This window comes from Streptomyces sp. RFCAC02 (assembly GCF_004193175.1).
Classification (GTDB): Bacteria; Actinomycetota; Actinomycetes; order Streptomycetales; family Streptomycetaceae; genus Streptomyces.
In genome coordinates, this window is the sequence record NZ_SAUH01000001.1 from 4,691,287 (window position 1) to 4,717,772 (window position 26,486).

25 protein-coding genes are annotated in these 26,486 nt (G+C 74.4%); 21 read left to right on the forward strand and 4 right to left on the reverse strand.

The window, feature by feature from the left end:
* Positions 1–73 precede the first annotated feature (73 nt).
* Complete coding sequence (locus tag EMA09_RS21820) at positions 74–307, reverse strand: Lrp/AsnC ligand binding domain-containing protein (RefSeq protein WP_129842678.1); 234 nt, start codon at positions 305–307, stop codon at positions 74–76.
* 133 nt (positions 308–440) lie between these two features.
* On the opposite strand from EMA09_RS21820, the gene EMA09_RS21825 reads away from it, so the two are divergent.
* Both EMA09_RS21825 and thiD read left to right on the forward strand, forming a co-directional pair.
* A complete protein-coding gene (locus tag EMA09_RS21825; RefSeq protein WP_129844186.1) occupies positions 441–1,406 on the forward strand; it encodes a thiamine-phosphate kinase in 966 nt (321 codons plus the stop codon).
* Positions 1,407–1,449: 43 nt separating this feature from the next.
* On the forward strand, positions 1,450–2,238 hold the full coding sequence (gene thiD, locus EMA09_RS21830) for a bifunctional hydroxymethylpyrimidine kinase/phosphomethylpyrimidine kinase (protein WP_129842679.1): 789 nt from the start codon (positions 1,450–1,452) through the stop codon (positions 2,236–2,238).
* A 74-nt stretch (positions 2,239–2,312) separates the two neighbouring features.
* Here thiD and rpmB read toward each other — a convergent pair whose 3' ends face one another.
* Complete coding sequence (gene rpmB, locus EMA09_RS21835; protein WP_129842680.1) at positions 2,313–2,498, reverse strand: 50S ribosomal protein L28; 186 nt, start codon at positions 2,496–2,498, stop codon at positions 2,313–2,315.
* A 276-nt stretch (positions 2,499–2,774) separates the two neighbouring features.
* Here rpmB and EMA09_RS21840 point away from each other — a divergent pair, with 276 nt between their 5' ends.
* From EMA09_RS21840 to mutM, 11 genes are all read left to right on the forward strand, one after another.
* The gene (locus EMA09_RS21840) at positions 2,775–4,517 is read left to right on the forward strand and encodes a DAK2 domain-containing protein (RefSeq protein WP_129842681.1); all 1,743 of its coding nucleotides are present in this window, start codon (positions 2,775–2,777) and stop codon (positions 4,515–4,517) included.
* A 55-nt stretch (positions 4,518–4,572) separates the two neighbouring features.
* Entirely contained in the window at positions 4,573–6,807 is a 2,235-nt protein-coding gene (recG, locus tag EMA09_RS21845; RefSeq protein ID WP_129842682.1) for an ATP-dependent DNA helicase RecG, read from the forward strand.
* 283 nt (positions 6,808–7,090) lie between these two features.
* The gene (locus EMA09_RS21850; protein WP_129842683.1) at positions 7,091–7,609 is read left to right on the forward strand and encodes a hypothetical protein; all 519 of its coding nucleotides are present in this window, start codon (positions 7,091–7,093) and stop codon (positions 7,607–7,609) included.
* Positions 7,610–7,772: 163 nt separating this feature from the next.
* Entirely contained in the window at positions 7,773–8,222 is a 450-nt protein-coding gene (locus tag EMA09_RS21855; protein ID WP_129842684.1) for a DUF6227 family protein, read from the forward strand.
* A gap of 87 nt (positions 8,223–8,309) precedes the next feature.
* The gene (gene rsmD / locus EMA09_RS21860) at positions 8,310–8,897 is read left to right on the forward strand and encodes a 16S rRNA (guanine(966)-N(2))-methyltransferase RsmD (protein WP_129842685.1); all 588 of its coding nucleotides are present in this window, start codon (positions 8,310–8,312) and stop codon (positions 8,895–8,897) included.
* 26 nt (positions 8,898–8,923) lie between these two features.
* Positions 8,924–9,403, forward strand: coding sequence for a pantetheine-phosphate adenylyltransferase (gene coaD, locus EMA09_RS21865; RefSeq protein ID WP_206305979.1), 480 nt, complete (start codon positions 8,924–8,926; stop codon positions 9,401–9,403).
* A 71-nt stretch (positions 9,404–9,474) separates the two neighbouring features.
* Positions 9,475–10,539, forward strand: a complete 1,065-nt coding sequence (locus EMA09_RS21870) for an ATP synthase F0 subunit B (RefSeq protein ID WP_129842687.1) — start codon at positions 9,475–9,477, stop codon at positions 10,537–10,539.
* A gap of 139 nt (positions 10,540–10,678) precedes the next feature.
* On the forward strand, positions 10,679–11,359 hold the full coding sequence (locus EMA09_RS21875; protein WP_129842688.1) for a DUF177 domain-containing protein: 681 nt from the start codon (positions 10,679–10,681) through the stop codon (positions 11,357–11,359).
* A 2-nt stretch (positions 11,360–11,361) separates the two neighbouring features.
* Entirely contained in the window at positions 11,362–11,535 is a 174-nt protein-coding gene (gene rpmF / locus EMA09_RS21880) for a 50S ribosomal protein L32 (protein WP_129842689.1), read from the forward strand.
* 19 nt (positions 11,536–11,554) lie between these two features.
* A complete protein-coding gene (rnc, locus tag EMA09_RS21885; protein WP_129842690.1) occupies positions 11,555–12,364 on the forward strand; it encodes a ribonuclease III in 810 nt (269 codons plus the stop codon).
* Positions 12,357–13,217 carry a bifunctional DNA-formamidopyrimidine glycosylase/DNA-(apurinic or apyrimidinic site) lyase gene (gene mutM / locus EMA09_RS21890; protein WP_129842691.1) on the forward strand — a complete coding sequence of 287 codons (861 nt, stop codon included), beginning with the start codon at positions 12,357–12,359 and terminating at the stop codon, positions 13,215–13,217. Before rnc ends, mutM begins: the two co-directional genes overlap by 8 nt.
* A 37-nt stretch (positions 13,218–13,254) precedes the next feature.
* Here mutM and EMA09_RS21895 read toward each other — a convergent pair whose 3' ends face one another.
* On the reverse strand, positions 13,255–14,100 hold the full coding sequence (locus EMA09_RS21895; protein ID WP_240796513.1) for a CAP domain-containing protein: 846 nt from the start codon (positions 14,098–14,100) through the stop codon (positions 13,255–13,257).
* Between the two features lie 219 nt (positions 14,101–14,319).
* Between EMA09_RS21895 and EMA09_RS21900 the strand changes: the two genes are divergently transcribed.
* From EMA09_RS21900 to ftsY, 5 genes are all read left to right on the forward strand, one after another.
* Entirely contained in the window at positions 14,320–14,631 is a 312-nt protein-coding gene (locus EMA09_RS21900; protein WP_129842693.1) for an acylphosphatase, read from the forward strand.
* Between the two features lie 353 nt (positions 14,632–14,984).
* The gene (locus tag EMA09_RS21905; RefSeq protein ID WP_129842694.1) at positions 14,985–15,188 is read left to right on the forward strand and encodes a hypothetical protein; all 204 of its coding nucleotides are present in this window, start codon (positions 14,985–14,987) and stop codon (positions 15,186–15,188) included.
* 219 nt (positions 15,189–15,407) lie between these two features.
* Entirely contained in the window at positions 15,408–18,977 is a 3,570-nt protein-coding gene (smc, locus tag EMA09_RS21910) for a chromosome segregation protein SMC (RefSeq protein ID WP_129842695.1), read from the forward strand.
* Positions 18,978–19,168: 191 nt separating this feature from the next.
* The gene (locus EMA09_RS21915; protein ID WP_129842696.1) at positions 19,169–20,593 is read left to right on the forward strand and encodes a sugar porter family MFS transporter; all 1,425 of its coding nucleotides are present in this window, start codon (positions 19,169–19,171) and stop codon (positions 20,591–20,593) included.
* A gap of 72 nt (positions 20,594–20,665) precedes the next feature.
* Positions 20,666–21,868, forward strand: a complete 1,203-nt coding sequence (gene ftsY, locus EMA09_RS21920) for a signal recognition particle-docking protein FtsY (RefSeq protein ID WP_129842697.1) — start codon at positions 20,666–20,668, stop codon at positions 21,866–21,868.
* Positions 21,869–21,954: 86 nt separating this feature from the next.
* Here ftsY and EMA09_RS21925 read toward each other — a convergent pair whose 3' ends face one another.
* Positions 21,955–22,659, reverse strand: a complete 705-nt coding sequence (locus EMA09_RS21925) for a bifunctional DNA primase/polymerase (protein ID WP_129842698.1) — start codon at positions 22,657–22,659, stop codon at positions 21,955–21,957.
* 293 nt (positions 22,660–22,952) lie between these two features.
* On the opposite strand from EMA09_RS21925, the gene EMA09_RS21930 reads away from it, so the two are divergent.
* From EMA09_RS21930 to EMA09_RS21940, 3 genes are all read left to right on the forward strand, one after another.
* Positions 22,953–24,470, forward strand: coding sequence for a hypothetical protein (locus EMA09_RS21930; protein WP_129842699.1), 1,518 nt, complete (start codon positions 22,953–22,955; stop codon positions 24,468–24,470).
* 371 nt (positions 24,471–24,841) lie between these two features.
* Positions 24,842–26,080, forward strand: coding sequence for an ammonium transporter (locus tag EMA09_RS21935; protein ID WP_346655874.1), 1,239 nt, complete (start codon positions 24,842–24,844; stop codon positions 26,078–26,080).
* Complete coding sequence (locus tag EMA09_RS21940) at positions 26,077–26,415, forward strand: P-II family nitrogen regulator (protein WP_129842700.1); 339 nt, start codon at positions 26,077–26,079, stop codon at positions 26,413–26,415. The genes EMA09_RS21935 and EMA09_RS21940 overlap by 4 nt, the downstream gene beginning before the upstream one ends.
* Positions 26,416–26,486 lie beyond the last annotated feature (71 nt).

A 26,486-nucleotide genomic window follows, 5' to 3' on the forward strand; every position in this document is an offset into this window, starting at 1 on the left:
ACCGCCCGCCCGGTCGCGGGGCGCCGGGGCGGGCGGCGTACCGTGGAGGACGCCCGGCGAGCGGACGGGGTGTCTACAGATGGACGACGGGGCAGGTCAGCGTGCGCGTGATCCCGGCCACGCGCTGGACTTCCGCCACCACCAGCCGGCCCAGCTCGTCCACCGAGGCGGCCTCGGCGCGCACGATCACGTCGTAGGGGCCGGTCACATGGTCCGCCCGGGTCACCCCCGCCATTCGGGAGAGGACGTCGGCCACGGCCGATGCCTTCCCCACCTCTGTCTGGATCAGGACGTACGCCTGTACCACAGGTCCTCCACAGCGGCTTCGAGGATCGGGGGCGCTACCGTAGCGCGTCATGACCAGCACCGGGAGACTCCGGCGGGTGCTGATCGCGGCGAGTTGACCCGTGGCCGGCATGGACGAGCATGAGGAGAACCGAGTGAAGGGCAGTGTGGGGGAGCTGGGCGAGTTCGGCCTGATCCGGGAGCTGACGTCCCGGATCAGCGGGACTCCGGCCGTACGGCTCGGCCCGGGGGACGACGCCGCGGTGGTCGCGGCACCCGACCGCCGCGTCGTGGCCAGCACCGACATCCTGCTGGAGGGGCGGCACTTCCGCCGCGACTGGTCCACCGCCTACGACGTGGGGCGCAAGGCCGCCGCCCAGAACCTCGCCGACATCGCCGCCATGGGGGCCGTGCCGACCGCGCTCCTGCTCGGTCTCGTCGTCCCCGCCGAACTCCCCGCGACCTGGCCCGTGGAGCTGATGGACGGCATCCGCGACGAGTGCCGGGTCGCCGGCGCGGGCGTCGCGGGCGGGGACGTGGTGCGCGGCGACACGATCACGGTGTCCATCACGGCGCTCGGCGACCTGGCGGGCCGCGAGCCGGTGACGCGCACGGGGGCGCGGCCCGGGGACTTCGTCGCGGTCACGGGCTGGCTCGGCTGGTCGGCGGCGGGGCACGCGGTCCTGTCGCGCGGGTTCCGCTCGCCGCGCGCGTTCGTCGAGGCGCACCGGCGCCCGGAGCCGCCCTACCCGGCCGGGCCGGCGGCCGCTGCCCTCGGCGCGCGGGCCATGACGGACGTGAGCGACGGCCTGATCGCGGACCTCGGGCACATCGCGCGGGGCAGCAAGGTACGGATCGACCTGCGGTCGGCCGCCCTCGACGTGCCCGCGCAGATGTCGGACATCGGGCAGGCGGTCGGTGTCGACCCGCTGACCTGGGTCCTGACGGGCGGTGAGGACCACGCGATCGTCGCCGTCTTCCCCGCCGACACGAAACTCCCGGCCCGCTGGCGGACGATCGGCGAGGTCCTGCCGGCGCGGACGCGGGGTCTGCCGCACGTCACGGTGGACGGCGCGGCGTGGGAGACGGCCGGCGGCTGGGACCACTTCGCCCCGTCCTGACCTGGCGGCGGCCCGCCGTGTGCCGCTCGGTACTGTGGCGCCCATGCAGGCACCACCACGCGTTCTGACCGTCGCGGGCTCCGACTCCGGCGGCGGGGCGGGCATCCAGGCCGACCTGAAGACGATGCTCGCGCTGCGGACCCACGGGATGAGCGTCATCGCCGCCGTCACGGCGCAGAACTCGCTGGGCGTCCAGGCGTTCTGGGAGCTGCCGGCCGAGGCGGTCGTGGCGCAGTTCCGCAGCGTCGTGGACGACATCGGGGTGCAGGCCGTCAAGACGGGGATGCTGGCGTCGGCGGCACTCGTCGAGCTGGTCGCCGGTCTGCTCGCGGACGTGGACGCCCCGGTGGTCGTGGACCCGGTGGGGGTGTCGAAGCACGGTGACCCGCTGCTCGCGGCGGACGCGCTGGACGCCGTGCGCGGCCGGCTGCTGCCCGCCGCGACCGTCGTCACGCCGAACCTGCCGGAGGTCGAGCAGCTCACCGGCGTCCGCGTCACCTCCGAGGACGGGATGCGGCGCGCGGCGGACGCGATCCTCGCGCACGGTCCGCGCTGGGCGCTGATCAAGGGCGGCCATCTGCCGGGGGAGGCCGTCGACCTCCTCACCGACGGCACCGACGAGCACTGGCTGCGCGCGCCGCGCCTCGACAACCGCCACACCCACGGCACGGGCTGCACCCTCGCGTCGGCGATCGCCGCGCGCCTCGCCCACGGCGACCCGGTGCCGGACGCCGTGGCGGCGGCGAAGGAGTACGTGACGGGCGCGATAGCGGCGGGCTTCCCCCTCGGCGCCGGCATCGGCCCGGTGCACCACGGCCACGCGCTGTCGTAGCGCGCGCCGGGCGTTTCACGGCACGCAAGAGGCCGGCCCACCCACGGGTGGACCGGCCGATGCCGTCGAGAACGCTAGCGCGTGACCTTGCCCGCCTTGATGCACGAGGTGCAGGCGTTCAGGCGCTTCGGCGTCCCGTTCACCACGGCACGCACCCGCTGGATGTTGGGGTTCCAACGGCGGGGGGTGCGGCGGTGAGAGTGGGAGATGCTGTTGCCGAAGCCCGGCCCCTTGCCGCAGACGTCGCAGTTGGCAGCCACGGGTCACTCCAAAGACGGGTCGCCACCGCGCAGGCGGGGCGACGTGAACGTACGCTCGGAAACCGGGATCTCGGAATCCCGGTGGGTCGACCCGACAGCCGGCCGGAGAATCGGCGACAACATCGGGCAACCGGGGCAGCATACCCTGAAGGCTCCCGGGCAGGGAAATCGTGCCCCCGCCCGCCCACGGGCCGGTGGCCCGCGCACGGGAAGGCTTAAGCTGCACCCGCCGCCAGCCGCCGCGCCCCGTCGCCGTACCGCCAGGAGGAGGCCCAGGTGCCGCAACCGCTCGACGCCGAGGCGGTACGGCGCTGGTGCCGGTTCGCGCTCGACCTCCTCGGCCGGGACCGCGAGGAGATCGACGCCATCAATGTCTTCCCGGTCGCGGACGGCGACACCGGCACCAACCTCTACCTCACCGCCGAGTCCGCCGCGCAGGCCGTGGCCGCGGCCGGCAGCGGGGGGCCGACGCTCGGCGAGGCGATACGCGCGATGGCCCACGGCGCGCTCATCGGCGCCCGGGGCAACTCGGGGACCATCCTCGCCCAACTGCTGCGCGGCATGGCCGACGTCCTCGCCGCCACCCCCGAGCCGGCCGGCGCCGACGCCCTGCGCCGCGCGCTGCGCCGGGCCGCGACCTCGGCGTACGAGGCGGTCGCGCACCCCGTCGAGGGCACGATGCTGACCGTCGCCACGGCGGCCGCCGACGCCGCCGAGCAGGCCCCGGGCGGCCCCGCGGCCGTCGCGGCCGCCGCCTGCGCGGGCGCCCGTGGCGCCCTGGCCGGCACGCCGGAGCGGCTCGCCGTCCTCGCCGGTGCGGGCGTCGTGGACGCGGGGGGCCGCGGGCTCGTCGCCGTGCTCGACGCGCTCGACGCGGCCCTCTCCGGCCGCCCCCCGGTCCGCCGCGCGAGCGACCGGCGCCACCGGCCGGCCGGACCGGGCGAACGGCCCGCGCGCGCCCGTACGGCACGGGCGGACCCGCCGGCGGACGGGGAACAGCCGGCCGTGCCCGGGGTTTCCGGCTGCGCCGCGCCCCCCTGTGCGGGGCATTCCGGCGAGGACACCACGCGCACCGGTGCCCACGACCACGGCGCGCCGCCCCCGGCGGGCACCGGCCCCGCGTACGAGGTGATCTACCTCCTCGACGCCCCCGACGCCGCGGTCCCGGCCCTGCGCGCCCGCCTCGACGCGCTCGGGGACTCCCTCGTCGTCGTCGGCGGCGACGGGCTGTGGAACATCCACGTCCACACCGCGAGGCCCGGCGCCGCCGTCGAGGCCGGCATCGAGGCGGGCCGGCCGCACCGCATCGGGATCAGCGTGCTCACCCCGGCCCCAGGCGCCGGGACCGACCGCCGCGCGGCGCGGCGCGCGGTCGTGTCCGTCATGCCGGGCGACGGACTGGCCGGGCTGTGCGCCGAGGCGGGCGCGACCGCCCTCACCGTCCACCCGGGCGAGCCCCCGGGCGGCGCCGAACTGGCCGCCGCCGTCCTCGCCACCGGCGCGGCCGAAGTCGTGCTCCTGCCCAACGACGACGCCCTGTGGCACGCGGCCTCCGCGGCGGCGCAGCAGGCGCGCGCCGCGGGTGTCAGGGTCGCCGTCGTGCCCACGCGCTCGCCGGTCCAGGGCATCGCCGCGCTCGCCGTGCACGCGCCGGAGCGGCGTTTCGACGAGGACGTCGTCGCGATGACGGCCGCCGCCGGCGCGACCCGGTTCGGCGAGGTCGTGGTCGCCGAGCGCCAGGCGTGGACGATGGCCGGCATCTGCCAGGCGGGGGACGTGCTGGGCCTGGTCGACGGCGATGTCGCCGTCATCGGCGGCGACCCCGTGCAGGTCGCCGCGGACGTCGTGGAACGCATGCTGTCCGCGGGCGGTGAACTCGTCACCCTCGTCCTCGGCGCCGGCGCCCCGCCCGGCCTCGCGGCCCGCCTGTGCGAACAGGTCAGGCGCGGCCACCTCGGGGTCGACACCGTCGTCCACGAGGGGCGCCAGACCGTCCCGCTCCTCGTCGGCGTCGAATGACACCGCGCGCCGCCGTGTCCGGCCCGCGCCGCGACTGTCGTACCCATGGTGTGCAATGGGCCGTGTGACCGCGCTGTCCGAACCCCTGGCCAAAGTCGTCGGCGGCACCACCGCCAAGGTGATGGCCGCCCACCTCGACCTGCACACCGTCGGCGACCTGCTGCACCACTACCCGCGCCGCTACGCCGAGCGCGGCGAGCTGACGAGGCTCACCGACCTGCCGCTCGACGAGCACGTCACGGTCGTCGCCGAGATCGCCGACGCCCGCACGATGACGTTCAACCGGGGCCGCGGCCTGCGTCTGGAGGTCACCCTGACGGACGGCGGCGGCCGGCTGCAGATCGTCTTCTTCGGCGCCCGCGCCGTCCGCCACCACGAGAAGGTGCTGCTCCCGGGGCGCCGCGGCATGTTCGCGGGCAAGGTGGGTGTGTTCAACCGCAGGCTCCAGCTCTCCCACCCCGCCTACGAACTGCTGGACGAGGACAGCGGCACGGACGCCGTCGCCGAGTTCGCCGGGCGCCCGCTGCCCCTGTACCCCGCCTGCAAGCAGTTGGAGTCCTGGCGGCTCGCCAAGTCCGTCGGTGTCGTCCTCGACACCCAGGAGGCCACCGGCTGGAGCGACCTCACCGACCCGCTGCCGCCCGCCCTGCGGGGGAAACGCGGGCTGGTCGCGCTGCCCGAGGCGTTCGAGAAGATCCACCGGCCGCGCTCCCGCGCCGAGATCGACGAGGCCCGTGCCCGCCTCAAGTGGGACGAGGCGTTCGTCCTGCAGGTCGCGCTCGCCCGGCGGCGCCACGCGACGGGCCAGCTCTCCGCCGTGCCGCGCCGCCCGGCGGCCGGCGGCCTGCTGGACGCGTTCGACGCCCGGCTGCCGTTCACCCTCACCGCGGGGCAGCGCCGTGTCGGCGACGAGATCTTCGCCGACCTCGCGGGCGACCACCCCATGCACCGCCTGCTCCAGGGCGAGGTCGGCAGCGGCAAGACGCTCGTCGCGCTGCGCGCCATGCTCGCCGTCGCCGACTCGGGCGGCCAGTCGGCGCTGCTCGCGCCCACCGAGGTCCTCGCGCAGCAGCACCACCGCTCGATCACCGCCATGCTCGGGGACCTCGCCGAGGGCGGTCTCCTCGGCGGCGACGAGCGCGGCACGCGGGTCGAGCTGCTCACCGGCTCCATGGGCGCGCCGGCCCGCCGCCGCGCGCTGCTGGCCGCCGCGACGGGCGAGGCCGGCATCGTCATCGGCACCCACGCCCTCATCGAGGACGCCGTCATGTTCCACGACCTCGGCCTGGTCGTCGTGGACGAGCAGCACCGCTTCGGCGTCGAGCAGCGCGACGCGCTCCGCGCCAAGGGCGAGCGGCCCCCGCACCTCCTCGTCATGACCGCGACCCCCATCCCGCGCACCGTCGCCATGACGGTCTTCGGCGACCTGGAGACCTCGGTCCTCGACGAGCTGCCGGCCGGCCGTTCGCCGATCGCCACGCACGTGGTGCCGGTCAGTGACAAGCCGCATTTCCTGACCCGCGCGTGGGAGCGGGTGCGGGAGGAGGTCGCCGCCGGCCACCAGGCGTACGTCGTCTGCCCCCGCATCGGCGACGACGAGCGGGAGCGCGGCGCCGGCGGTGGCACGGGGGAGGCGGGTGCCGATGACGGGGACGGCGGCGACGGCGCCGAGCGCAGGCCCCCGCTGGCCGTCCTGGAGGTGGCGGAGCGCCTGTCCGCCGGCCCGCTCGCCGGGCTGCGCACGGCCGTCCTGCACGGCCGGCTCGCGCCCGATGCCAAGGACGACGTGATGCGGCGCTTCGCCGCCGGCGAGGTGGACGTCCTGGTCGCCACCACCGTCATCGAGGTCGGCGTCAACGTGCCCAACGCCACCGCGATGGTGATCATGGACGCCGACCGGTTCGGCGTCTCGCAGCTGCACCAGCTCCGCGGCCGCGTCGGGCGCGGGGCGGCTCCGGGGCTGTGCCTGCTGGTGACCGACGCCGTGGAGGGCGGCGCGGCCCGTGCGCGGCTCGCCGCCGTGGCCGCGACCACGGACGGCTTCGAGCTGTCCCGCGTCGACCTCGAACAGCGCCGGGAGGGCGATGTCCTCGGCGCCGCCCAGTCGGGCGGCCGCAGCAGCCTGCGGATGCTCGCCGTCATCGACGACGAGGAGATCATCACGGAGGCCAGGGCCGAGGCGGTCGCGCTGGTGGCGCGCGACCCCGACCTGACCGGCGCCCCCGCCCTGCGCACCGCGCTCGACGCCCTGCTCGACGCGGGCCGCGAGGAATTCCTCGACAAGGGCTGAGCCCGTCCCGGCGCCCCGGATGCCGGGAAGGGCGGGCCGGACGGCTCTCCGCTCGTCGCGAAGGCCGCCGACGCCGCCCTCTTCCCGGCCCTCGGACGGGGGCGGCGGTATGGGTCTCGCCGGGTCCCCGATCCCGCCGCGAAGGGCCGTTCCTGAGCGCATGGGGAAGCCCCCGGCGGGGCGTCTGACGACCCGTCAATTGTCAGTGGTGCCTGCGAGAATGGACTCAGTCCGGGGCGATCCAACCGGGGTCGCACCGGCCGGACCACAGGGGGTTGCCCGCATGGCATTCCGCCACATCAACGAACTGCCGCTCGGCGACAAGGTCTTCCGCATCGAGCTGGCCAGCGACGACGACATCACCGTGACCCTGACCCTGACCGGCTGGCGCGAGGCGCTGCCGGAGGTCCCGCTCGCCTCCGGCTCGCTGACCATGCCGCTCGCCGACGTCCCCACCCTCCGCATCGCCCTCAACCGGGGGCTGCGCGCCCTCGCGCTGGCGGCGGACGTGTCCGAGCCCATCCCCGACCGCGACATCCTGCGGGAGCTGTTCCCCGGCCACGGCGCGCCCTGGATCCCCCAGCACGAGGAGGACCTCACCCGCCGCTTCCACGGCGGCGAGACCATCGCGCGCATAGCCGCCCGCTTCGGCCGCACCCCCGACTCCGTGCGGACGAAGCTCCGCGAGCTGGGCCACGACCCGCGCCGCCCGGAGTACTGCCCGCCCGACGGCTGCCTGTCCTGGTCCCGCTACGTGTCCCCGGCGCTCGTCGGCTCCGCGGGCGAGGCGGCGGCGGACTGACGGCCCCCGGCCGCCGGCGCCCGCCGCCGGCGGCCGGACGTGTCCGGTTATCGCTCCGCCCCCGGGCCACTTTCCGCGAAGCGGCTCCCGGGGGCGGCGCCTCGGCGCTACGGTGTCCCGCCCAGGCGCGGTCACAGGAGAGCGGCACCCCGGGAGGACGCACATGACCGATCAGCCGGAGGCCCTGCCGGGCGGCGACGTGCCGTCGGCCGAGGAGCTCGAGTGGCTGGTCCACGGCGGGCCGCCGGCCCCCGTGCCCGGCCGGCGCACCTACCCGGGCCGGGACTCGTCCGACCACGCCCGGCGCCTCCTGCGCCGCGCCGTCAACGCCGACCGCCCCGGTGAGGAGACCCTCCGTCTGCTCGCCGCCGCCCGCGGCTACCTCATCGAGCGCGTGCCCGATCCGGCCGTGCGGCCGGTCGGCCGCGCCTGGTGCTCCGTCTACGCGCACGCCTTCCTCCTCGCCGACGACAGCGAGCTGTGCCTCTACGAACTGGAGCACGACCACACCCCCGACGGCCGCCTCGTCTGCGAGGTGTACCCGGACCGGCGCGCCGCCGGGCTCGCCGCCCGCCGCCACACCGGCCGGCCCGAGGGCGGCCCCTCCGTCTGACCCGCCCCGCCGCGTTCCGGCGGGTTTGTATAGCGTGGGGGAGTACGGCCGAGCAGGCGCCCACGGAACCACACTGCGAGGACCCCCATGACCCGCGTCATCGCCGGGACCGCCGGCGGGCGGCGGCTGGCCGTGCCGCCGGGCGGCGGTACCCGGCCGACCTCCGACCGGGCGCGGGAGGGGCTGTTCTCCACCTGGAGCGCCCTCTCCGGCCCGCTCGCCGGGGCGCGCGTCCTCGACCCGTACGGCGGCTCGGGCGCCGTCGGTCTGGAAGCCCTCTCCCGCGGGGCCGCGCACGCCCTGCTCGCCGAGTCCGACCCGCGGGCCGCCCGCACGATCCGGGCCAACATCCGCGCCCTCGGCCTGCCCGGTGCCGACCTGCGCCCCGTCCGCGCCGAGCAGCTCGCCGCCGGGCCGCCGCCGGGCGACCCGTACGACCTGGTCTTCCTCGATCCGCCGTACGCCGTCACCGACGCCGACCTGCGTGCCCTCCTGCTCGCCCTGCGCGCCAACGGCTGGCTCGCGCCCGGCGCGCTCGCCACCGTGGAGCGCAGCACCCGCGGCGGCGCGTTCGGCTGGCCCGACGGCTTCGAGGAGCTGCGTTCGCGCCGCTACGGCGAGGGAACGCTCTGGTACGGCCGGACCACCGGCCCCGACGCAGGCGGCCGGGTGTGACCGGCCGCGAACACGAGGAGAAAGCGTTGCGCCGCGCAGTCTGTCCCGGGTCCTTCGACCCCGTCACCCTCGGGCACCTCGACATCGTGGCCCGCGCCTCCCGGCTCTACGACGTCGTGCACGTCGCCGTGATGGTCAACACGTCGAAGCGCGGCCTGTTCGACGTCGACGAGCGCATCGCCCTCATCGAGGAGTGCACCGCCGAGTACGACAACGTGATCGTGGAGTCCTTCCACGGCCTGCTGGTGGACTACTGCAAGCAGCGCGAGATCCCCGCCATCGTCAAGGGCCTGCGCGCCGTCAGCGACTTCGACTACGAACTCCAGATGGCCCAGATGAACAACGGCCTCTCCGGCGTCGAGACGCTCTTCATCCCCACCAACCCGGTGTACAGCTTCCTGTCGTCGAGCCTCGTCAAGGAGGTCGCGGCCTGGGGCGGGGACGTGTCCCACCTCGTGCCGGGGCCCGTGCTCGACGCCCTGCGGGGCAGGCTCGACCGCCGCTGAGCCGCCGTGCGCCCCCGCCGCGCCGGGCAATGGCGCACCGCCGCGCGCGGGTTGGCCGTACAGTCGCACCTGTGGACGTGAACCAGAAACTGGACGAGATCGTCGCCGCGGTGCGCGGCGCCAAGGGCATGCCCATGTCGGCGTCGTGCGTCATCAACCGCTCCGACCTGCTCGCACGGCTCGACGAGGTGCGCGCGGCGCTGCCGGGCTCGCTCGCCCAGGCGCAGGAGGTCCTCGGAGACCGGGAGGCCGTCGTCGCCGACGCCCAGCAGGAGGCCCGCCGCATCGTCGAGGCGGCGCACGCGGAGCGCGGATCGCTGGTCGATGGCACCGAGATCGTCCAGCAGGCGCAGAACGAGGCGGCCCGCATCCTCGCCGAGGCCCGGCAGGAGGCCGCCGAGGTCAAGGCCGAGGCCGACGACTACGTGGACAGCAAACTGGCCAACTTCGAGGTCGTCCTCGGCAAGACCATCGGCTCGGTCGACCGTGGCCGCGACAAGCTGCTCGGCGACCCCGACCGCGGCGACGCCCGGGAGCTGCTCGCCAACGCCGACGCCTACATCGAGGCGCAGTTCGGCGCCATCCAGGCCGTGCTGAACAAGACCCTCGAAGCGGTGGGGCGCGGCCGGCAGAAGCTGACCGGCCACCGGCCCATCGACGAACTCGCCGAGCACGTCGCCGCACAGGAGGCCATGGAGGCGGCGCAGGGCGAGCAGACCCGCTCCGCCGCGTTCTTCGAGCAGCAGGCCGAGCAGGACACCTACGGCTACCTCGGCCTGCAGCAGCCCGAACCGCAGCACGACCCCGAGCCCGCCGCCGCGGCCGCGGCCGCGGGCTACGATCCGTCCGCCACCGGCTCGTTCCCCGCCCAGTCCGGCGGCTACGGCGCGCAGGACCCCGGCGGCTACGCCCAGGGCGACCCCTACAGCACCGGCGGCCAGTACGGCGGCGACAGCGGCTACTCCTACGGGCAGGAGGACTACGGTTCCGGCGCCTACCCGCAGCAGACCGCGTACTCCTCCGACGCCGGGTACGGCTACCAGCAGCAGCCCACCGTCCTGGACGAGACGAGCCTGTTCGACACGAGCATGATCGACGCCGAGCAGCTACGGCGGTACCAGGAGGGCCGCCAGTAGCGCGGGGGAGCCGCCGATTGGGTGCCGGGCGGGCCGTGGCGTATGCTGGCCCTTCGGCCGCGGCACCCCGTGTGATCGCGGCTGCCCGCCCGGCCCCTCGGCGAGAGGCCGGCGCGCACGGCGACCGCGCAGCCACCCCATGAGAAAGCAGAAAGCCCTGAACGCCCCCCTGGACCACCGTGCCCCGCTCGTGTTCGACACACGGGAGCTGGGGCGGCGTCCCGGTGCCATGAAACGGGTCTCGCGCACCGTTCCGGCGCCGGCCGACCTCGGTGATGTCGAGGTCGTCGGGGTGCCCGAGGGCGAGCCGGTCGAGGTGGAGCTGCGCCTCGAGTCCGTCATGGAGGGCGTGCTCGTGACCGGGACCGCCCGCGCGCCGCTGGCGGGGGAGTGCGTAAGGTGTCTGGAGCCGCTGACCGACGAGGTCGCGGCGGACTTCCAGGAGATGTTCTCGTACCCCGAGTCGGAGGGGCACGGCCGCCGTCCGGCGGACACCCCCGACGACGAGGGGGACGAGGAGACGCTGTACCTCCAGGCCGACCTGTTCGACCTCGAACCGGTGCTGCGCGACGCGGTGGTGCTCTCACTGCCGCTGCAGCCGGTGTGCCGGGAGGACTGCCCGGGGCTGTGTCCCGAGTGCGGTGCGCCGCTCGCGGCCGATCCGGAGCACGGGCACGACGAGCCCGTCGACATCCGGTGGGCGGCACTGCGGGATTTCGCCGGTCCGCCCGAGGGGGCGGACGGCCCCGCGGGGCAGGACCAGCAGGACATGCAAGACAAGGCACCCCGCGGGAGCGGGGACGGATCACAGGAGAAGTAGCCGTGGCTGTTCCGAAGCGGAAGATGTCGCGCAGCAACACGCGCCACCGCCGGTCGCAGTGGAAGGCTGCGGTCCCGAACCTGGTGCGTTGCGAGCGCTGCCAGGAGCCGCGGCTGTCGCACACCGCGTGCGCCAACTGCGGCACGTACAACCGCCGTCAGGTCCTCGAGGTCTGATCGGCGGGTGACGGGCGTCATGTCACACGCCAGGAGGTCGCAACCCCAGGCGTCTGAGGACACTGCCTCGTCCCTCGCGACTCTGGAAGGGCGGCTCGGCCACCGGCTCGAGCCCGCCCTTCTGGCGCGTGCGCTCACCCACCGCTCCTACGCGTACGAGAACGGCGGGCTGCCCACCAACGAGCGCCTCGAATTCCTCGGGGACTCGGTGCTCGGCCTGATCGTCACCGACACCCTCTACCGGCGTCACCCGGACCTTCCCGAGGGCCAGCTCGCCAAGCTGCGGGCGGCCGTCGTGCAGGCGCGGGCGCTCGCGGAGGTGGCCCGGGGCCTCGGGCTCGGGTCGTTCGTCCGCCTGGGGCGCGGTGAGGAGGGCACCGGCGGCCGGGACAAGGCGTCGATCCTCGCGGACACGCTGGAGGCGGTGATCGGCGCGGTCTACCTCGACCAGGGGCTGGACGCGGCCGACGCGCTGGTGCACCGGCTGTTCGACCCGGTGATCGAGCGGTCCGCCGGTCTCGGGGCCGGGCTCGACTGGAAGACCTCGCTGCAGGAGCTGAGCGCGGCCGAGGGCCTCGGGGTGCCGGAGTACGTGATCGACGAGAGCGGTCCCGACCACGAGAAGACCTTCACCGCTGCCGCCCGTGTCGCTGGCGAGACCTACGGCACCGGTACGGGCCGCAGCAAGAAGGAGGCCGAGCAGCAGGCGGCGGAGACCGCCTGGCGCTCGATCCGCAGTGCGATCGACGCGGAGCGTGCCGCGCGGGCCGAGGCGTCGGCCGACCCCGACGCCGCGCCCGCCGACCTGGACGGGCCGGCCGTTGCCTGAGCTGCCCGAGGTCGAGGTCGTCCGGCGCGGTCTCGACCGGTGGGTCGGCGGCCGCACGGTGCTCACCGCCGAGGTGCTGCACCCGCGCGCCGTACGGCGGCACCCTGCCGGTGCCGACGACTTCACGGCCCGGCTGTCCGGCCTGCGGGTCACGGCCGTCCGGCGGCGCGGCAAGTACCTGTGGCTGCCGCTCGGCGGCCGGGACGGCGGGACGGCGCTGCTCGCCCACCTCGGGATGAGCGGCCAGCTCCTCGTGCAGCCCGGCGGCACCCCGGACGAGAAGCACCTGCGGATCCGCCTCACCTTCGAGGACGCGGTGCGCGGTGAGCTGCGGTTCGTGGACCAGCGGACGTTCGGCGGCCTGTCGCTGCACCCGGTGGGTGCCGACGGCCTGCCCGACGTGATCGCGCACATCGCGCGGGACCCCCTCGACCCCGAGTTCGACGAGGACCGTTTTCACGCGGCGCTGTGCCGCCGCCGCACCACCGTGAAGCGTGCCCTGCTCGACCAGTCCCTGATCAGCGGCGTCGGCAACATCTACGCGGACGAGGCGCTGTGGCGCGCCCGGCTGCACTACGACCGGCCCACCGCCGGCCTGACGCGCCCGCGGACGGCCGAACTGGTGGGGCATCTCCGCGCCGTGATGGACGCGGCGCTCGCCGTCGGCGGCACGAGCTTCGACAGCCTCTACGTCAACGTGAACGGGCAGTCCGGCTACTTCGACCGCTCGCTCGACGTCTACGGCCGTGAGGGCCTGCCGTGCCACCGCTGCGGGACCCCGGTCCGGCGCCGGCCGTGGATGAACCGGTCGAGTCACTTCTGCCCGAAGTGCCAGCGCCCGCCGCGCGGCTGACGCGCGGCGGGCGCCGGTGCCCGGGGCCGCCCCGGCGTCAGTAGCCGAAGACCTGCGTCCACCAGGGGCCGCCGTCGCCGAACTGCACGCCGAGGCCCATCGTGGTGTAGACGGGGTTGAGGATGTTGTCGCGGTGTCCCTCGCTGGCCATCCACGCCTCGACCACGGCCTCCGCGTCCACCTGGCCGCGGGCTATGTTCTCGCCGCCGAGGTTGAGGATGCCGGCGTCGGCCGCGCGGTCCCAGGGGGTGCGGCCGTCGGGGTCCGTGTGGTCGAAGAAGCCGCGGGCGGCCATGTCGGCGCTGTAGGCGTTCGCGAGGGCGCTGAGCGACGGGTCGAGGGTGAGGCTGCGCAGGCCGGCGGCGGCGCGTTCCGCGTTGACGAGCGACAGGACCTCCTGGGCGGCCGCGAGCTGCTCGTCGGCCGCGCTGCCGGAACCGTCGTCGGCGGGGTCGGGCGCGACCGTCTCCTCGGGGGCCGGCTCCGTCGCGGTGTCCTCGGCCGGTTCGGTGGCCTCGGTGGTGGGCTCGTCGGACGGCGTGCTCTCCTCGGTCGCCTCCGTCTCCTCCGCGTCCGGGGCGTCGTCCGCCGTGTCGTCGGCCGACGGCGTCTCCTCGGCCTCGGAGGTGCTCTCGTCGTCCTGCGGGGCCTCGGTCTCCTCCGCCGGGGATGACGACGCGTCGGTCGTCTCCCGCTCGGGGCTTCGGCTCTCCTCCGGCTGTGCCGTGCGGTCCGCGCTCGGCGAGGCGGACGCCTCGGGCGACACGGAGCCGACGGGCAGGGAGGGCTCGGGCGGCTGCGCCCGTGTGTCGTCCGACGCGGGTGAGTCGCTGGGGGCGAACGCGTCCCCCATGCCCGGCAGCAGCCCGCTGCCGACTCCCACCGCGCCCACTGCGAGCGCTGCGGATGCACCGATCAGGCCGGTACGCGCATGGCTCCGGCGGCGGCGATGGCGTCCCATGCGGGCACCGTCCTTGTCCTCGTCGGTAACGAATCAAGATCGAAACTCACCCGAATGGATGAATGTTCATCGCGTGACTGTACGGCATGGCCGGGTGGCCGGTCCTGTGCGACGGGGAATTGGCGGGATAGCGTGCGTCACATGGAGCAGACGGCGGGGGAGTCCCGGAATCAGGACGGAACGGTCCGTATGACCGCATGGGTGCGAGGCCGCGTCCAGGGGGTCGGTTTCCGCTGGTTCACCCGTGAGCAGGCACTTTCCATCGGCGGTCTGCGCGGATTCGCGTCCAATCGGGACGACGGCCGGGTGCAGGTGGTGGCCGAGGGCGACCGGGTGGCCTGTGAACGCCTGCTCGCCTGGCTGCGCGACGGCGACACGCCCGGCCGCGTCGACGGAGTCACCGAGATATGGGACACACCGCGTGGCGGCTATCCGGATTTCGCCATCAGATGATCAGCGGCCCGGCCGGCCCGGGAAAATACGGGAAACGGGTTGCCAACCCCGCTCCGACGTGCAAGGCTGCCGCCACTGGAGGCCTTCGAGCGCCCGCTTCCGCCGCCGACGGGGAATGACCGGTCGTGACCGACGGAGAGAATTCGGCAACTCCTTGACGCCGGGTGGATGATCACCCCGGCGATACGCGGTGTGATCGTGTTGACCGTCCCACTTTTTGGTGAGACGCTGAAAGTCCCGCGCTTCTCCGCTGTGCGCCCGTGTGAAAGCGGGACGGAGCGGACGCGGCGGACGTTATCCCTCACGACCTACCACGGCTTCGGTCGGTCACTCAGTGTGGAGGACCATCCATCATGGCAAAGGCGCTTCTCGGTCACATCGGCGGCTTCGACCCCCGAGTCATCGCCGAGATGCGACGGCTTCAGCAGCGCGTACAGGACCTGGAGACCCAGCTGCTCCGCGTCCAGGCGGAGAACGACGCGCTCGCCGCCGCTCGGCACGGCGACCCGGTGCTCGACGACATCGACATGCCCAAGGCGGAGCCCGCCCTGACCTGACCCTCGACGAGGAGGGACGGGTCGTCCGGACACGTCATCGGCGGATCCACCCGCCGAACGCAATGCGAGGGGCGCTTCGGCGTCCCTTCGTCATGTCGCGGCCCCTCCGGCACGTGCACCCGCCGCGGCACCCCGGCCGTGGCTTACTGACTGATCTGCCCGGCCGCGCCCGCGTCGAAACGGCCGATCGCGCACAACCGCCCGGTAAAGTCGCACGGCGTGCACCTGAAGAGCCTCACCCTGCGGGGGTTCAAGTCCTTCGCCTCGGCCACGACGCTGCGCTTCGAGCCCGGCATCACCTGTGTGGTCGGCCCCAACGGGTCGGGCAAGTCCAATGTCGTGGACGCCCTCTCCTGGGTGATGGGGGAGCAGGGCGCCAAGTCGCTGCGCGGCGGCAAGATGGAGGACGTCATCTTCGCCGGCACCACCGGCCGCCCCCCGCTGGGCCGGGCCGAGGTGTCCCTCACGATCGACAACGCCGACGGCGCCCTCCCCATCGACTACACCGAGGTCACGGTCACGCGGACGATGTTCCGCAACGGCGGCAGCGAGTACCGCATCAACGGCACCACGTGCCGCCTCCTCGACGTCCAGGAACTCCTGTCGGACTCCGGCATCGGCCGGGAGATGCACGTCATCGTCGGGCAGGGCCGCCTCGACTCGGTCCTGCACGCCGACCCCACCGGCCGCCGGGCCTTCATCGAGGAGGCCGCCGGCGTCCTCAAGCACCGCAAGCGCAAGGAGAAGGCGCTGCGGAAGCTCGACGCCATGCAGGCCAACCTGGCCAGGGTCCAGGACCTCACCGACGAACTGCGCCGCCGCCTCAAGCCCCTCGGCCGCCAGGCCGCCGTCGCGCGGAAGGCCGCCGTCATCCAGGCCGACCTGCGCGACGCCCGGCTGCGGCTGCTCGCCGACGACCTCGTCGGGCTGCGCGCCGCGCTCGCCGCCGAGATCGCCGACGAGGCCGTCCTGAAGGAGCGCAAGGAGGCCGCTGAGGCGCGGCTGCGGGAGGCGCTGCACGGCGAGGCCGAGCTGGAGGCCGAGGTCCGTGCCCTGGCGCCGCGCCTCAGCGGCGCCCAGACCACCTGGTACGAGCTGTCGCAGCTCGCCGAACGCGTCCGGGGCACGGTGAGCCTCGCCGACGCCCGCGTGGCGAGCGCCACCGCCGCCGCCCCCGAGGAGCGCAGGGGCCGCGACCCGGAGGACCTGGAACGCGAGGCCGCGCGCGTCCGCGAGCAGGAGGCCGAGCTTGCGGCAGCGCTTGAGGCGGCCACCCGTGCCCTGGACGACGCGGTGGAGCGCCGTGCCGATCTGGAGCGACGGCTCGCCGACGAGGAGCGCCGCCTCAAGGACGCGGCCCGCGCCATCGCCGACCGCAGGGAGGGGCTCGCCCGCCTGCACGGCCAGGCCAACGCGGCCCGTTCCCGCGCCGCGTCGGCCCAGGCCGGGATCGACCGCCTCGCCACCGCCCGCGACGAGGCGCGCGAGCGCGCCGCCCGGGCGCAGGCCGAGTACGAGACCCTGCGCGCCGAGGTGGACGGCCTCGACGCCGATGACACCGAGCTGGCCGCGGAGCACGAGGCGGCCCGCCGCGACCTCGCCGCCGCCGAGGCGGAACGATCCCGCGCCCGCGACGCCCTGACCACGGCCGAACGTGAACGCGCCGCCGTCGCCGCCCGGCACGACGCCCTCGCGCTCGGCCTGCGCCGCAAGGACGGCACCGGCGCGCTCCTCGCGGCGGGCGGCGACCTCGCCGGGCTGCTCGGCCCGGCGGCCGAGCTGCTCTCCGTCACCCCGGGCCACGAGGTGCCCGTCGCCGCCGCCCTCGGCGCCGCCGCCGACGCCGTCGCCATGGACGGGCCCGCCGCGGCGGCCGACGCCCTGCGCCTGCTGCGCAAACAGGACTCGGGCCGCGCGGCCCTGCTGCTCGGGGGCGTACCGGACGACGACCCCGCGGACGCCGGCCCTGCCGTGCCCGCGGGGCTCACCGCCGCCGCCGATCTGGTGCGCGGCCCCGCCGACCTGCTGCCGGCCGTCCGGCGGCTGCTGCGCGGCGTCGTCGTCGCCGGCACCCTCGACGACGCCCTCGCCGTGCTCGCCGCCCACCCCGGCCTGACCGTCGCCACCGCCGAGGGCGACGTGCTGGCGCGGCACCTCGCCCTCGGCGGGTCGGCCGGCGCGCCCAGCCTCCTGGAGGTCCAGGCGTCCGTGGACGAGGCGGCGGCCGAACTGCGGGAGCTGGCCGCGCGCTGCGCCGACCTCGCGGCCGCCTCCGAGACCGCCGCCGGGCGCCGGCGCGAGCTGGCCGCCCGTGTCGAGGAGCTGGCGCAGCGCCGCAGCGCCGCCGAGCGGGCCAAGTCCCGCGTCGCCCAGGACCTCGGCCGCCTCGCCGGCCAGGCGCGGGGCGCGGCGGGCGAGGCCGAGCGCGCCGAGGCCGCCGTCGTCCGTGCCGAGGAGGACCTCGCCCGGGCCGTCGAACAGGCGGAGGAACTGGCGGAACGCCTCGCCGTCGCCGAGGAGACCACCGACACCGACGAGGAGCCGGACGCGGCCGAACGCGACCGCCTCGCCGCCGAGGGCGCCGACGCCAGGAGCGCCGAGATGGAGGCGAGGCTCCAGGTCCGCACGCACGAGGAACGGGTGCGGGGCCTCGCCGGCCGGGCGGACTCCCTCGACCGCGCCGCCCGCGCGGAACGCGAGGCACGCGCCCGCGCGGAGCAGCGCCGCGCCCGGATGCGCCACGAGGCGCGGGTCGCCGCCGCCGTCGCCGAGGGCGCCCGCCGGCTGCTGGCCCGCACCGAGGCGTCCCTCGCCCGCGCCGAGGCGGAACGCGCGGCCGCCGAGCGGGAGCGCGCCGAGCGGGAGAACGCCCTCGCCGCGGAGCGCGCCGCCGGCCGCGAGCTGAAGGAGGAGCTGGACAAGCTCACCGACTCCGTCCACCGGGGGGAGGTCCTCGGCGCGGAGAAACGGCTGCGCATCGAGCAGCTGGAGGGCCGCGCCCTGGAGGAGCTGGGTGTCGACCCCGAGGTGCTGGTCCGCGAGTACGGCCCGGACCAGCCCGTTCCGCCGCCACCGCCCGACGAGGGCGAGACGCTGCCCGACGACCCCGCGCACCCGCGCAACCGGCCGCGCCCGTTCGACCGCGCGGAGCAGGAGAAGCGCCTGCGCGCGGCGGAGCGCGCGCACAAGCAGCTCGGGAAGGTCAACCCACTCGCGCTCGAGGAGTTCGCGGCGCTGGAGGAACGGCACCAGTTCCTGAGCGAGCAGCTCACCGACCTGCGGAAGACCCGTGCCGACCTCCTCCAGGTCGTGAAGGAGGTGGACGAGCGCGTCGAGCAGGTCTTCACCGCCGCCTTCCACGACACGGCGCGCGAGTTCGAGGGCGTGTTCTCGCGGCTGTTCCCCGGCGGCGAGGGCCGCCTCGTGCTCACCGACCCGGACGACATGCTCGCGACCGGGGTCGAGGTGGAGGCGCGGCCCCCGGGGAAGAAGGTGAAGCGGCTGTCCCTGCTCTCCGGCGGGGAGCGGTCGCTCACGGCCGTCGCGCTGCTGGTGTCGATCTTCAAGGCGCGTCCGAGCCCGTTCTACGTGATGGACGAGGTCGAGGCGGCCCTCGACGACACCAACCTCCAGCGGCTCATCCGGATCATGGAGGAGCTGAAGGACAGCTCGCAGCTCATCGTGATCACGCACCAGAAGCGGACCATGGAGGTCGCCGACGCGCTGTACGGCGTCTCCATGCAGGGCGACGGTGTGTCGAAGGTGATCAGCCAGCGTCTCGCGGCCTGACACGCACCGGAGAAAGTGGCGTATGTCGCTTTCGGCCCCTTCGGCGATCCTTTCGGATGAAGCATGCCCTTACGGGGCGTACTGTGACTTTCGCGGGGTGAGGCAAGGACCCCTCTCGAAGCCGGAGCGCTGATCCGCGCGAGCGGGGGAAGACGGCAGGCAGGAGCCGTCGGACGAAGGAGAAGAGCAGCGTGACCAGTAGGACAGCCACCTCCGGGACCAGCGCACCGAGGCGCCCGCCGCACCTGACCTTCGTCATCTACATCGCCGCGACCGCCGCACTCGGCGGCTTCCTCTTCGGCTACGACAGCTCCGTGATCAACGGCGCCGTCGAGGGCATCCGCGGCCGGTTCGACGTCTCGTCGGGCCGGCTCGGCACCGTCGTCGCCATCGCCCTGCTGGGCGCGGCCGTGGGCGCGCTGATCGCCGGCCGCCTGGCCGACCGGATCGGGCGCATCCGGGTGATGCAGCTCGCCGCGTTCCTGTTCGTGATCAGCGGCATCGGCTCGATGCTGCCGTTCGCGATCTGGGACCTCGCCATCTGGCGGACGCTCGGCGGCGTCGCCATCGGCATGGCGTCCGTGATCGCGCCCGCCTACATCGCCGAGGTCTCGCCCTCCGAGTACCGGGGGCGGCTCGCCTCGTTCCAGCAGGCGGCGATCGTCCTCGGCATCGCCGTCTCCCAGCTCGTCAACTGGGGACTGGTCAACCTCGCGGGCGACGACCAGCGCGGGCACCTCCTCGGCATCGAGGCGTGGCAGCTCATGCTCGGCGTCGAGGCGCTGCCCGCCGTCGTCTACGGGCTGATGACCCTCGGCATCCCCGAGTCGCCCCGCTATCTGGTCTCGCGCGGACGCTATGACGACGCCCGGCGCGTCCTCGGCCGGGTGGAGCCCGCCGACACCGACTTCGACGCCCGCATCCGGGAGATCGAGTCCGCGCTGCACACCGAGCAGAAGCGGAGCTGGCGGGACCTCTTCGGCGGCCGGGCCGGGCTGCTGCCCATCGTCTGGATCGGCATCGTGCTGTCGGCGTTCCAGCAGCTCGTCGGCATCAACGTCATCTTCTACTACTCGAACTCCCTGTGGCAGTCGGTCGGCATCGACCCGGAGAGCTCGTTCTTCTACTCCTTCACCACCTCGATCATCAACATCATCGGCACCGTCATCGCGATGATCTTCGTGGACCGCATCGGCCGCAAGCCGCTGCTGCTCATCGGCTCGATCGGCATGGCCGTCGCCCTGGGCACGACGGCCTGGGCGTTCTCCGCCAAGACGGGCACGGGCGACGACATCTCGCTGCCCGACGCCCAGGGGACCGTCGCCCTGATCGGCGCCCACGCGTTCGTCCTGTTCTTCGCGCTGTCCTGGGGCGTCGTGGTGTGGGTCCTGCTCGGCGAGATGTTCCCCAACCGGATCCGCGCCTCGGCGCTCGGTGTCGCAGCCAGCGCGCAGTGGATCGCGAACTGGGCCATCACCGAGAGCTTCCCGACCCTGTCCGACTGGAACCTCTCGGGCGCCTACGTCATCTACACGGCGTTCGCGCTGCTGACCATCCCCTTCCTGCTGCTGTGGGTCCGCGAGACCAAGGGCAAGAAGCTGGAGGACATGGGCTGACCCGTCCCGCGCCGGAGCGCGTCGGGAATACTGGTCCCACCCGTCCCCGTCAGGCAGCACTCAAGGGAACCGATGGACATCCTGATCCTTGTCGTAGTCATCGCCGTGGTCGCCGTCGCCGCGATCGCCGCGTTCCTCGTCCGGGGCCGCGGTACGCGCACGGCGCCCCCGCGCGGCGGGACCCGGCCGCCCGCGGCCCCGGCGGAACCGCAGGTCGGCGAGGACGCCACCGCCCCGCCCGAGGAGGAGCGGCGCACCATCGAGGACGTCGTCCTGCCGCCGGGCACCTCGCCGCCCGCCGTCGAGGCCGAGGCGGAGGCGCCGCCGGTCGAGGTGCCCGAGCCCACCGCGGGACGCCTGGTACGGCTGCGCGCCCGCCTCGCCCGGTCGCAGAACACCCTCGGCAAGGGGCTGCTGACCCTCCTCTCCCGCGAGCACCTCGACGAGGACACCTGGGAGGAGATCGAGGACACCCTGCTGACCGCCGACGTCGGGGTCGGCCCCACCCAGGAGCTGGTGGAGCGGCTGCGGGAGCGGGTGCGGGTCCTCGGCACCCGGACCCCGGAGGACCTGCGCGCCCTGCTGCGCGAGGAACTCGTCACCCTCATCGACCCCTCCCTCGACCGTGCCGTGCACACCGAGGGCGGCGTGTCGGCCGAGGGTGAGGAGCGGCCGGCCGTCGTGCTCGTGGTCGGGGTCAACGGCACGGGCAAGACCACGACCACGGGCAAGCTCGCCCGGGTCCTCGTCGCGGACGGCAGGTCCGTCGTCCTCGGGGCGGCCGACACCTTCCGCGCCGCCGCGGCGGACCAGCTCCAGACCTGGGGCGAGCGGGTCGGCGCGCGGATCGTGCGCGGCCCCGAGGGCGGCGACCCGGCGTCCGTCGCGTTCGACGCCGTGCGGGAGGGCATCGCGCAGGGCGCCGACGCGGTGCTCGTGGACACGGCGGGGCGGCTGCACACCAAGACCGGCCTCATGGACGAGCTGGGCAAGGTGAAGCGGGTCGTCGAGAAGCACGGCCCGGTCAACGAGGTGCTGCTCGTCCTCGACGCCACCACCGGGCAGAACGGCCTCACGCAGGCCCGGGTCTTCGCCGAGGTCGTGGACATCACGGGCATCGTGCTCACCAAGCTCGACGGCACCGCCAAGGGCGGCATCGTCGTCGCCGTGCAGCGACAGCTCGGTGTGCCGGTCAAGCTCATCGGCCTCGGCGAGGGGCCGGACGACCTCGCGCCGTTCGACCCCGAGGCGTTCGTGGACGCCCTGCTGACCTGAGCCGGGCCGCCCGCCCGCGCACCTCACGGCCCCGTGCCTCCGTCCCGTCACCGGGAGGGCGCGGGGCCGTGGCGCGCCCGCGGGGATCAGGGATGAAGGGCGAGGCAGGGCAGGGAAGCGCAGTTGTAGGCGAGCGCGGCGAGCAGGGTGCGGGTGACGGGGGGCGGCGTGGCAGGCGTCTCCAGGCCGGGGGCGCGCAGCCAGCGGACCGGGCCGTGGCCGCCGTGGTCGGACGGCGGGGCCGTGATGTGCCTGCCGGGACCGAGCCCGCGCAGGTCGACGGGGGTGTCGCCCCAGCCGAGGCGGCGCAGGAGCACCGGCAGTTCGGCCGTGCTGCCCGGCGCGACGAAGAACCACGCCCGGCCGTGCGGGGCCAGGGCCACCGGGCCGGTCCGCAGGCCGAGCCGCTCAAGACGGGGGAGCGCACGGCGGGCGGCGTGCGCCGGGGCGTCGAGGATGTCGAACCGCCGCCCGGTCGGCAGCAGGACGGAGGCGCCGGGCACCCAGTCGCCGCAGACGCGGTCCAGGGTCGCGCCGGCCGGGATCGTGAAGGCGGCGTCGAGGGGATGGGCGCCGGGGGAGGGGCAGTGGGCGCTGCCGCAGGAGCAGGCCGCGCGGCCGCCGCGGGCGTTCCTGGTGGCCCGGGCGCCGGGGGTCACGTCCCAGCCCCGGAGACCGGTGTACTCGGCGACGGCGGTGGGGATCCCCGCGGGCGTGGGGCGCGGCCCCGGTCGGCGGGCGGCAAGCCGCTGTTCACGGATCTCGCGCAGACCGCCGATCGTGAAGCCCATGCACTCTCCAACGGGTCGTCCCGCCGATGGTTACGGCTCGGGGTGGCGCCGCAGGGAGTGCGCATGACAGCACGCGCCCCCCGTGTGCTTCGGTCCGCCCGGTCCCGCGGACGGCGCGTACCAGTGAAACTCGGCAGGTGGGCATGGAGTTGACGCGGAGGGGTGGCGAATGGTGGCGCTTCCTCGTCCCGGCTGCCTCACTCGTGATCGTAGGATTACTTTCGGTACATTCCGTAGACGCGTCGTCAGCAGACCGCGCGTCGCCGACCTCACCCGGGATGGGGGCGTGACTCGTGGGCGGCACCGGCACCGGCGGCACCTCCGCCAGGCAGCCGAACGATCGGCTGACCTCGTGGTTCCAGCGCAGCGGATGGTCCAAGGGGGAACTCGCGAGACAGGTGAACCGCCGCGCCCGCCAGCTCGGCGCCCACCACATCAGCACCGACACCTCCCGTGTCCGCCGCTGGCTGGACGGCGAGCAGCCGCGTGAGCCCATCCCGCGCATCCTCGCCGAGCTGTTCTCCGAGCGCTTCGGCTGCGTCGTGGCCGCGGAGGACCTCGGGCTGCGCGCCGCGCGCCGGTCCGCCGCCGTGTCCGGCGTGGACCTCCCCTGGGCCGGGACCCAGACCGTGGCGATGATCAACGAGTTCTCGCGCAGCGACCTGATGCTCGGCCGGCGCGGTTTCCTCGGCACCTCGCTCACCATGTCCGCGGGGCCCGCGCTGATCGAGCCCATGCAGCGCTGGCTCGTGCCCACCCCCGCGGCCGAGGACGCGCCCGCCGGCGCCCGGCTGCTGACCCTGCCGTCGGACGGCCGCGCCGAGGGCCGCCGCCTCACCCACCTGTCCGACGCCGAGCTGACCGTGCTGGAGGCCACCACCGCGCAGTTCCGCCGCTGGGACGCGCAGAGCGGCGGCGGCCTGCGGCGCAAGGCCGTCGTCGGGCAGCTCCACGAGGTCACCGACCTCCTCCAGGACTCCCACCCGGAGCCGGTGCGGCGGCGGCTGTTCCGCGTGACGGCGGAGCTGGCCGAACTGGCCGGCTGGATGAGCTACGACATCGGGCTCCAGCCCACCGCGCAGAAGTACTTCGTCCTCGCCCTGCACGCGGCGAAGGAGGCGGGCGACCGGCCGCTCGGCGCGTTCATCCTGTCCATGATGAGCCGGCAGATGATCCACCTCGGCCGGGGCGACGACGCGCTGGAGCTGATCCACCTCGCCCAGTACGGCAGCCGCGGCACCGCGGGTCCCCGCACCCAGGCCATGCTGTACGCCATGGAGGCCCGCGCCCACGCCACGCTCGGCCAGCCCGCCAAGTGCCACCGGGCCGTGCGCATGGCGCAGGAGACGTTCGCCCAGATCCAGGGGGACGACCCCGAGCCGGACTGGGTGCGCTTCTTCTCCGAGGCCGAGCTCAACGCGGAGAACGCCCACTCCTACCGCGACCTCGCGTACGTCGCGGGCCGCAGCCCCACGTACGTGCACCGGGCCAGGCCGCTGATGGAGCGCGCCGTCGAGCTGTTCGCCGAGGAGTGCGCGGAGGACCCGGCCGGCGGCCACCACCGTTCGTATGCACTCAACCTCATCGGCATGGCCACCGTGCACCTGCTGGAGAGGGACGCGGAGGCGTTCGCCGAGCAGGCGAAGGAGGCCACGAACCTGGCCGGACGCCTGCGGTCCGAGCGGGTGAACAACCGCCTGCGCAAGACGTGGGCGGCGGCCCACCGTGAGTTCGGCACCGCCGAGATCAGGGAGAGCGCGCGGCGGCTCGCCGTCGAACTGCCCCGTCACCCGGGGGCGCGGGCGGTCTGAGGCCCGCCCGGGAGCGCCCCGCCCCCGCCCCACCGTTCGCGACCGGCCGCGCCGGCCGCCGTATGCCCCGCATGGGTACGGCGGCCGGCGCGGCCGGTTCGCGTCGGTGCCCCGTGGCGGCGGTCACCCCCCACGGGTGCCGGACACGGTAGCCCGGCCGCGCCGGTGCGTCGCGGCGCTTCATGAGCGCGTAACACTCCGTGTGTCATCGTCACACCCGTGAAACACGTGCGGCCATCGTCGGAAACGGCCCTCGGAAACGCTGTGGCCCATCCTGACCCGACCGAGAACCTGCCCGCACGGGTCGTCCTTGTGAGGAGACGTCCACATTGAGTCCTGATGAAGTGCTTTCCTCGACCAATACTGCCTATGTGGTGATCTGTGCCGCCATGGTGATGATCATGACCCCGGGACTCGCCTTCTTCTACGGCGGCATGGTCCGGGTCAAGAGCGCCCTCAACATGCTCATGATGTCGTTCGTCTCGCTCGGCATCGTCAGCGTGCTGTGGGTCCTCTACGGCTTCTCCCTGGCGTTCAGCGACACCTCCACCAGCCCGATCCTCGGCAACCTGGACTTCATCGGCCTGCAGGACATCTCGGTGGACCAGGGCGAGCTGCTGGCCTTCGCCGTCTTCCAGCTGATGTTCGCCATCCTGACGCCCGCCCTGATGAGCGGCGCCCTGGCCGACCGCGTGAAGTTCAGCGGCTGGGTGCTGTTCGTCGTCCTCTGGGTCACGATCGTCTACTTCCCGGTCGCGCACTGGGTGTGGGCCGTCGACCAGGGCTGGCTGTTCAACCAGGGCGTGATCGACTTCGCCGGCGGCACCGCCGTCCACATCAACGCGGGCGCCGGCGGCCTCGCCGCGGCCCTCGTCGTCGGCAGGCGCATCGGATTCAAGAAGGACCCGATGCGGCCGCACAACCTGCCCATGGTCCTCCTCGGCGCCGCCCTCCTGTGGTTCGGCTGGTTCGGGTTCAACGCGGGCTCCGCGCTCTCCCCCAACGGCACCGCCGCCCTCATGGCCCTCAACACCCAGGTCGCGACGGGCGCCGCCATCGTCGGCTGGCTCGTCTACGAGCGCCTCCGCCACGGCAAGTTCACCACCCTCGGCGCCGCGTCCGGCGCCATCGCCGGCCTCGTCGCCATCACGCCGTCCGGCGCCAACGTCAACCCCATGGGCGCCGTCCTGATCGGCCTCATCGCCGGCCTCGTCTGCGCCTGGGCCGTGGGCCTCAAGTACAAGCTGGGCTTCGACGACTCCCTCGACGTGGTCGGCGTCCACCTCGTCGGCGGTGTCGTCGGCACCCTGCTGGTCGGCTTCCTCGCCACCGACGGCGTGGGCGGCTTCGAGCAGTTCGGCAAGCAGGCCCTCGGCGCCTTCTCCGTGATGGCCTACTCGTTCGTCGTCACCTACCTCATCGCCCTCCTCGTGCAGCGCACGATCGGCTTCCGGGCGAGCGAGGAGGAGGAGGTCGCGGGCCTCGACCTGGCCTACCACGCCGAGACGGGGTACGACTTCAGCCAGACCGGCACCGGGGTGGCCCCGGCCGGCGCAGTCCCGGGCACCGCCGCCACGGCGGTCGCCGGCGAGAAGAAGGTGGACGCATGAAGCTCATCACCGCGGTGATCAAGCCGCACCGCGTGGACGAGGTCAAGGAGGCACTGCAGGCGTTCGGCGTGCACGGCCTGACGGTCAGCGAGGCCAGCGGCTACGGGCGCCAGCGCGGCCACACCGAGGTCTACCGCGGCGCCGAGTACACCGTCGACCTCGTGCCGAAGATCCGCGTGGAGATCCTCACCGAGGACGAGGACGCCGAGCAGATCATCGACGTCGTGGTCAAGGCCGCGCGCACCGGCAAGATCGGCGACGGCAAGGTGTGGAGCCTGCCCGTCGAGACCGCCGTCCGGGTCCGCACCGGCGAACGCGGTCCCGACGCCCTGTAGCGGACCGGTCCCGGAGCCGGCCGCGACCCCCTCGCGGCCGGCCCCGCCCGGACCGGCCGGCACGCACCACC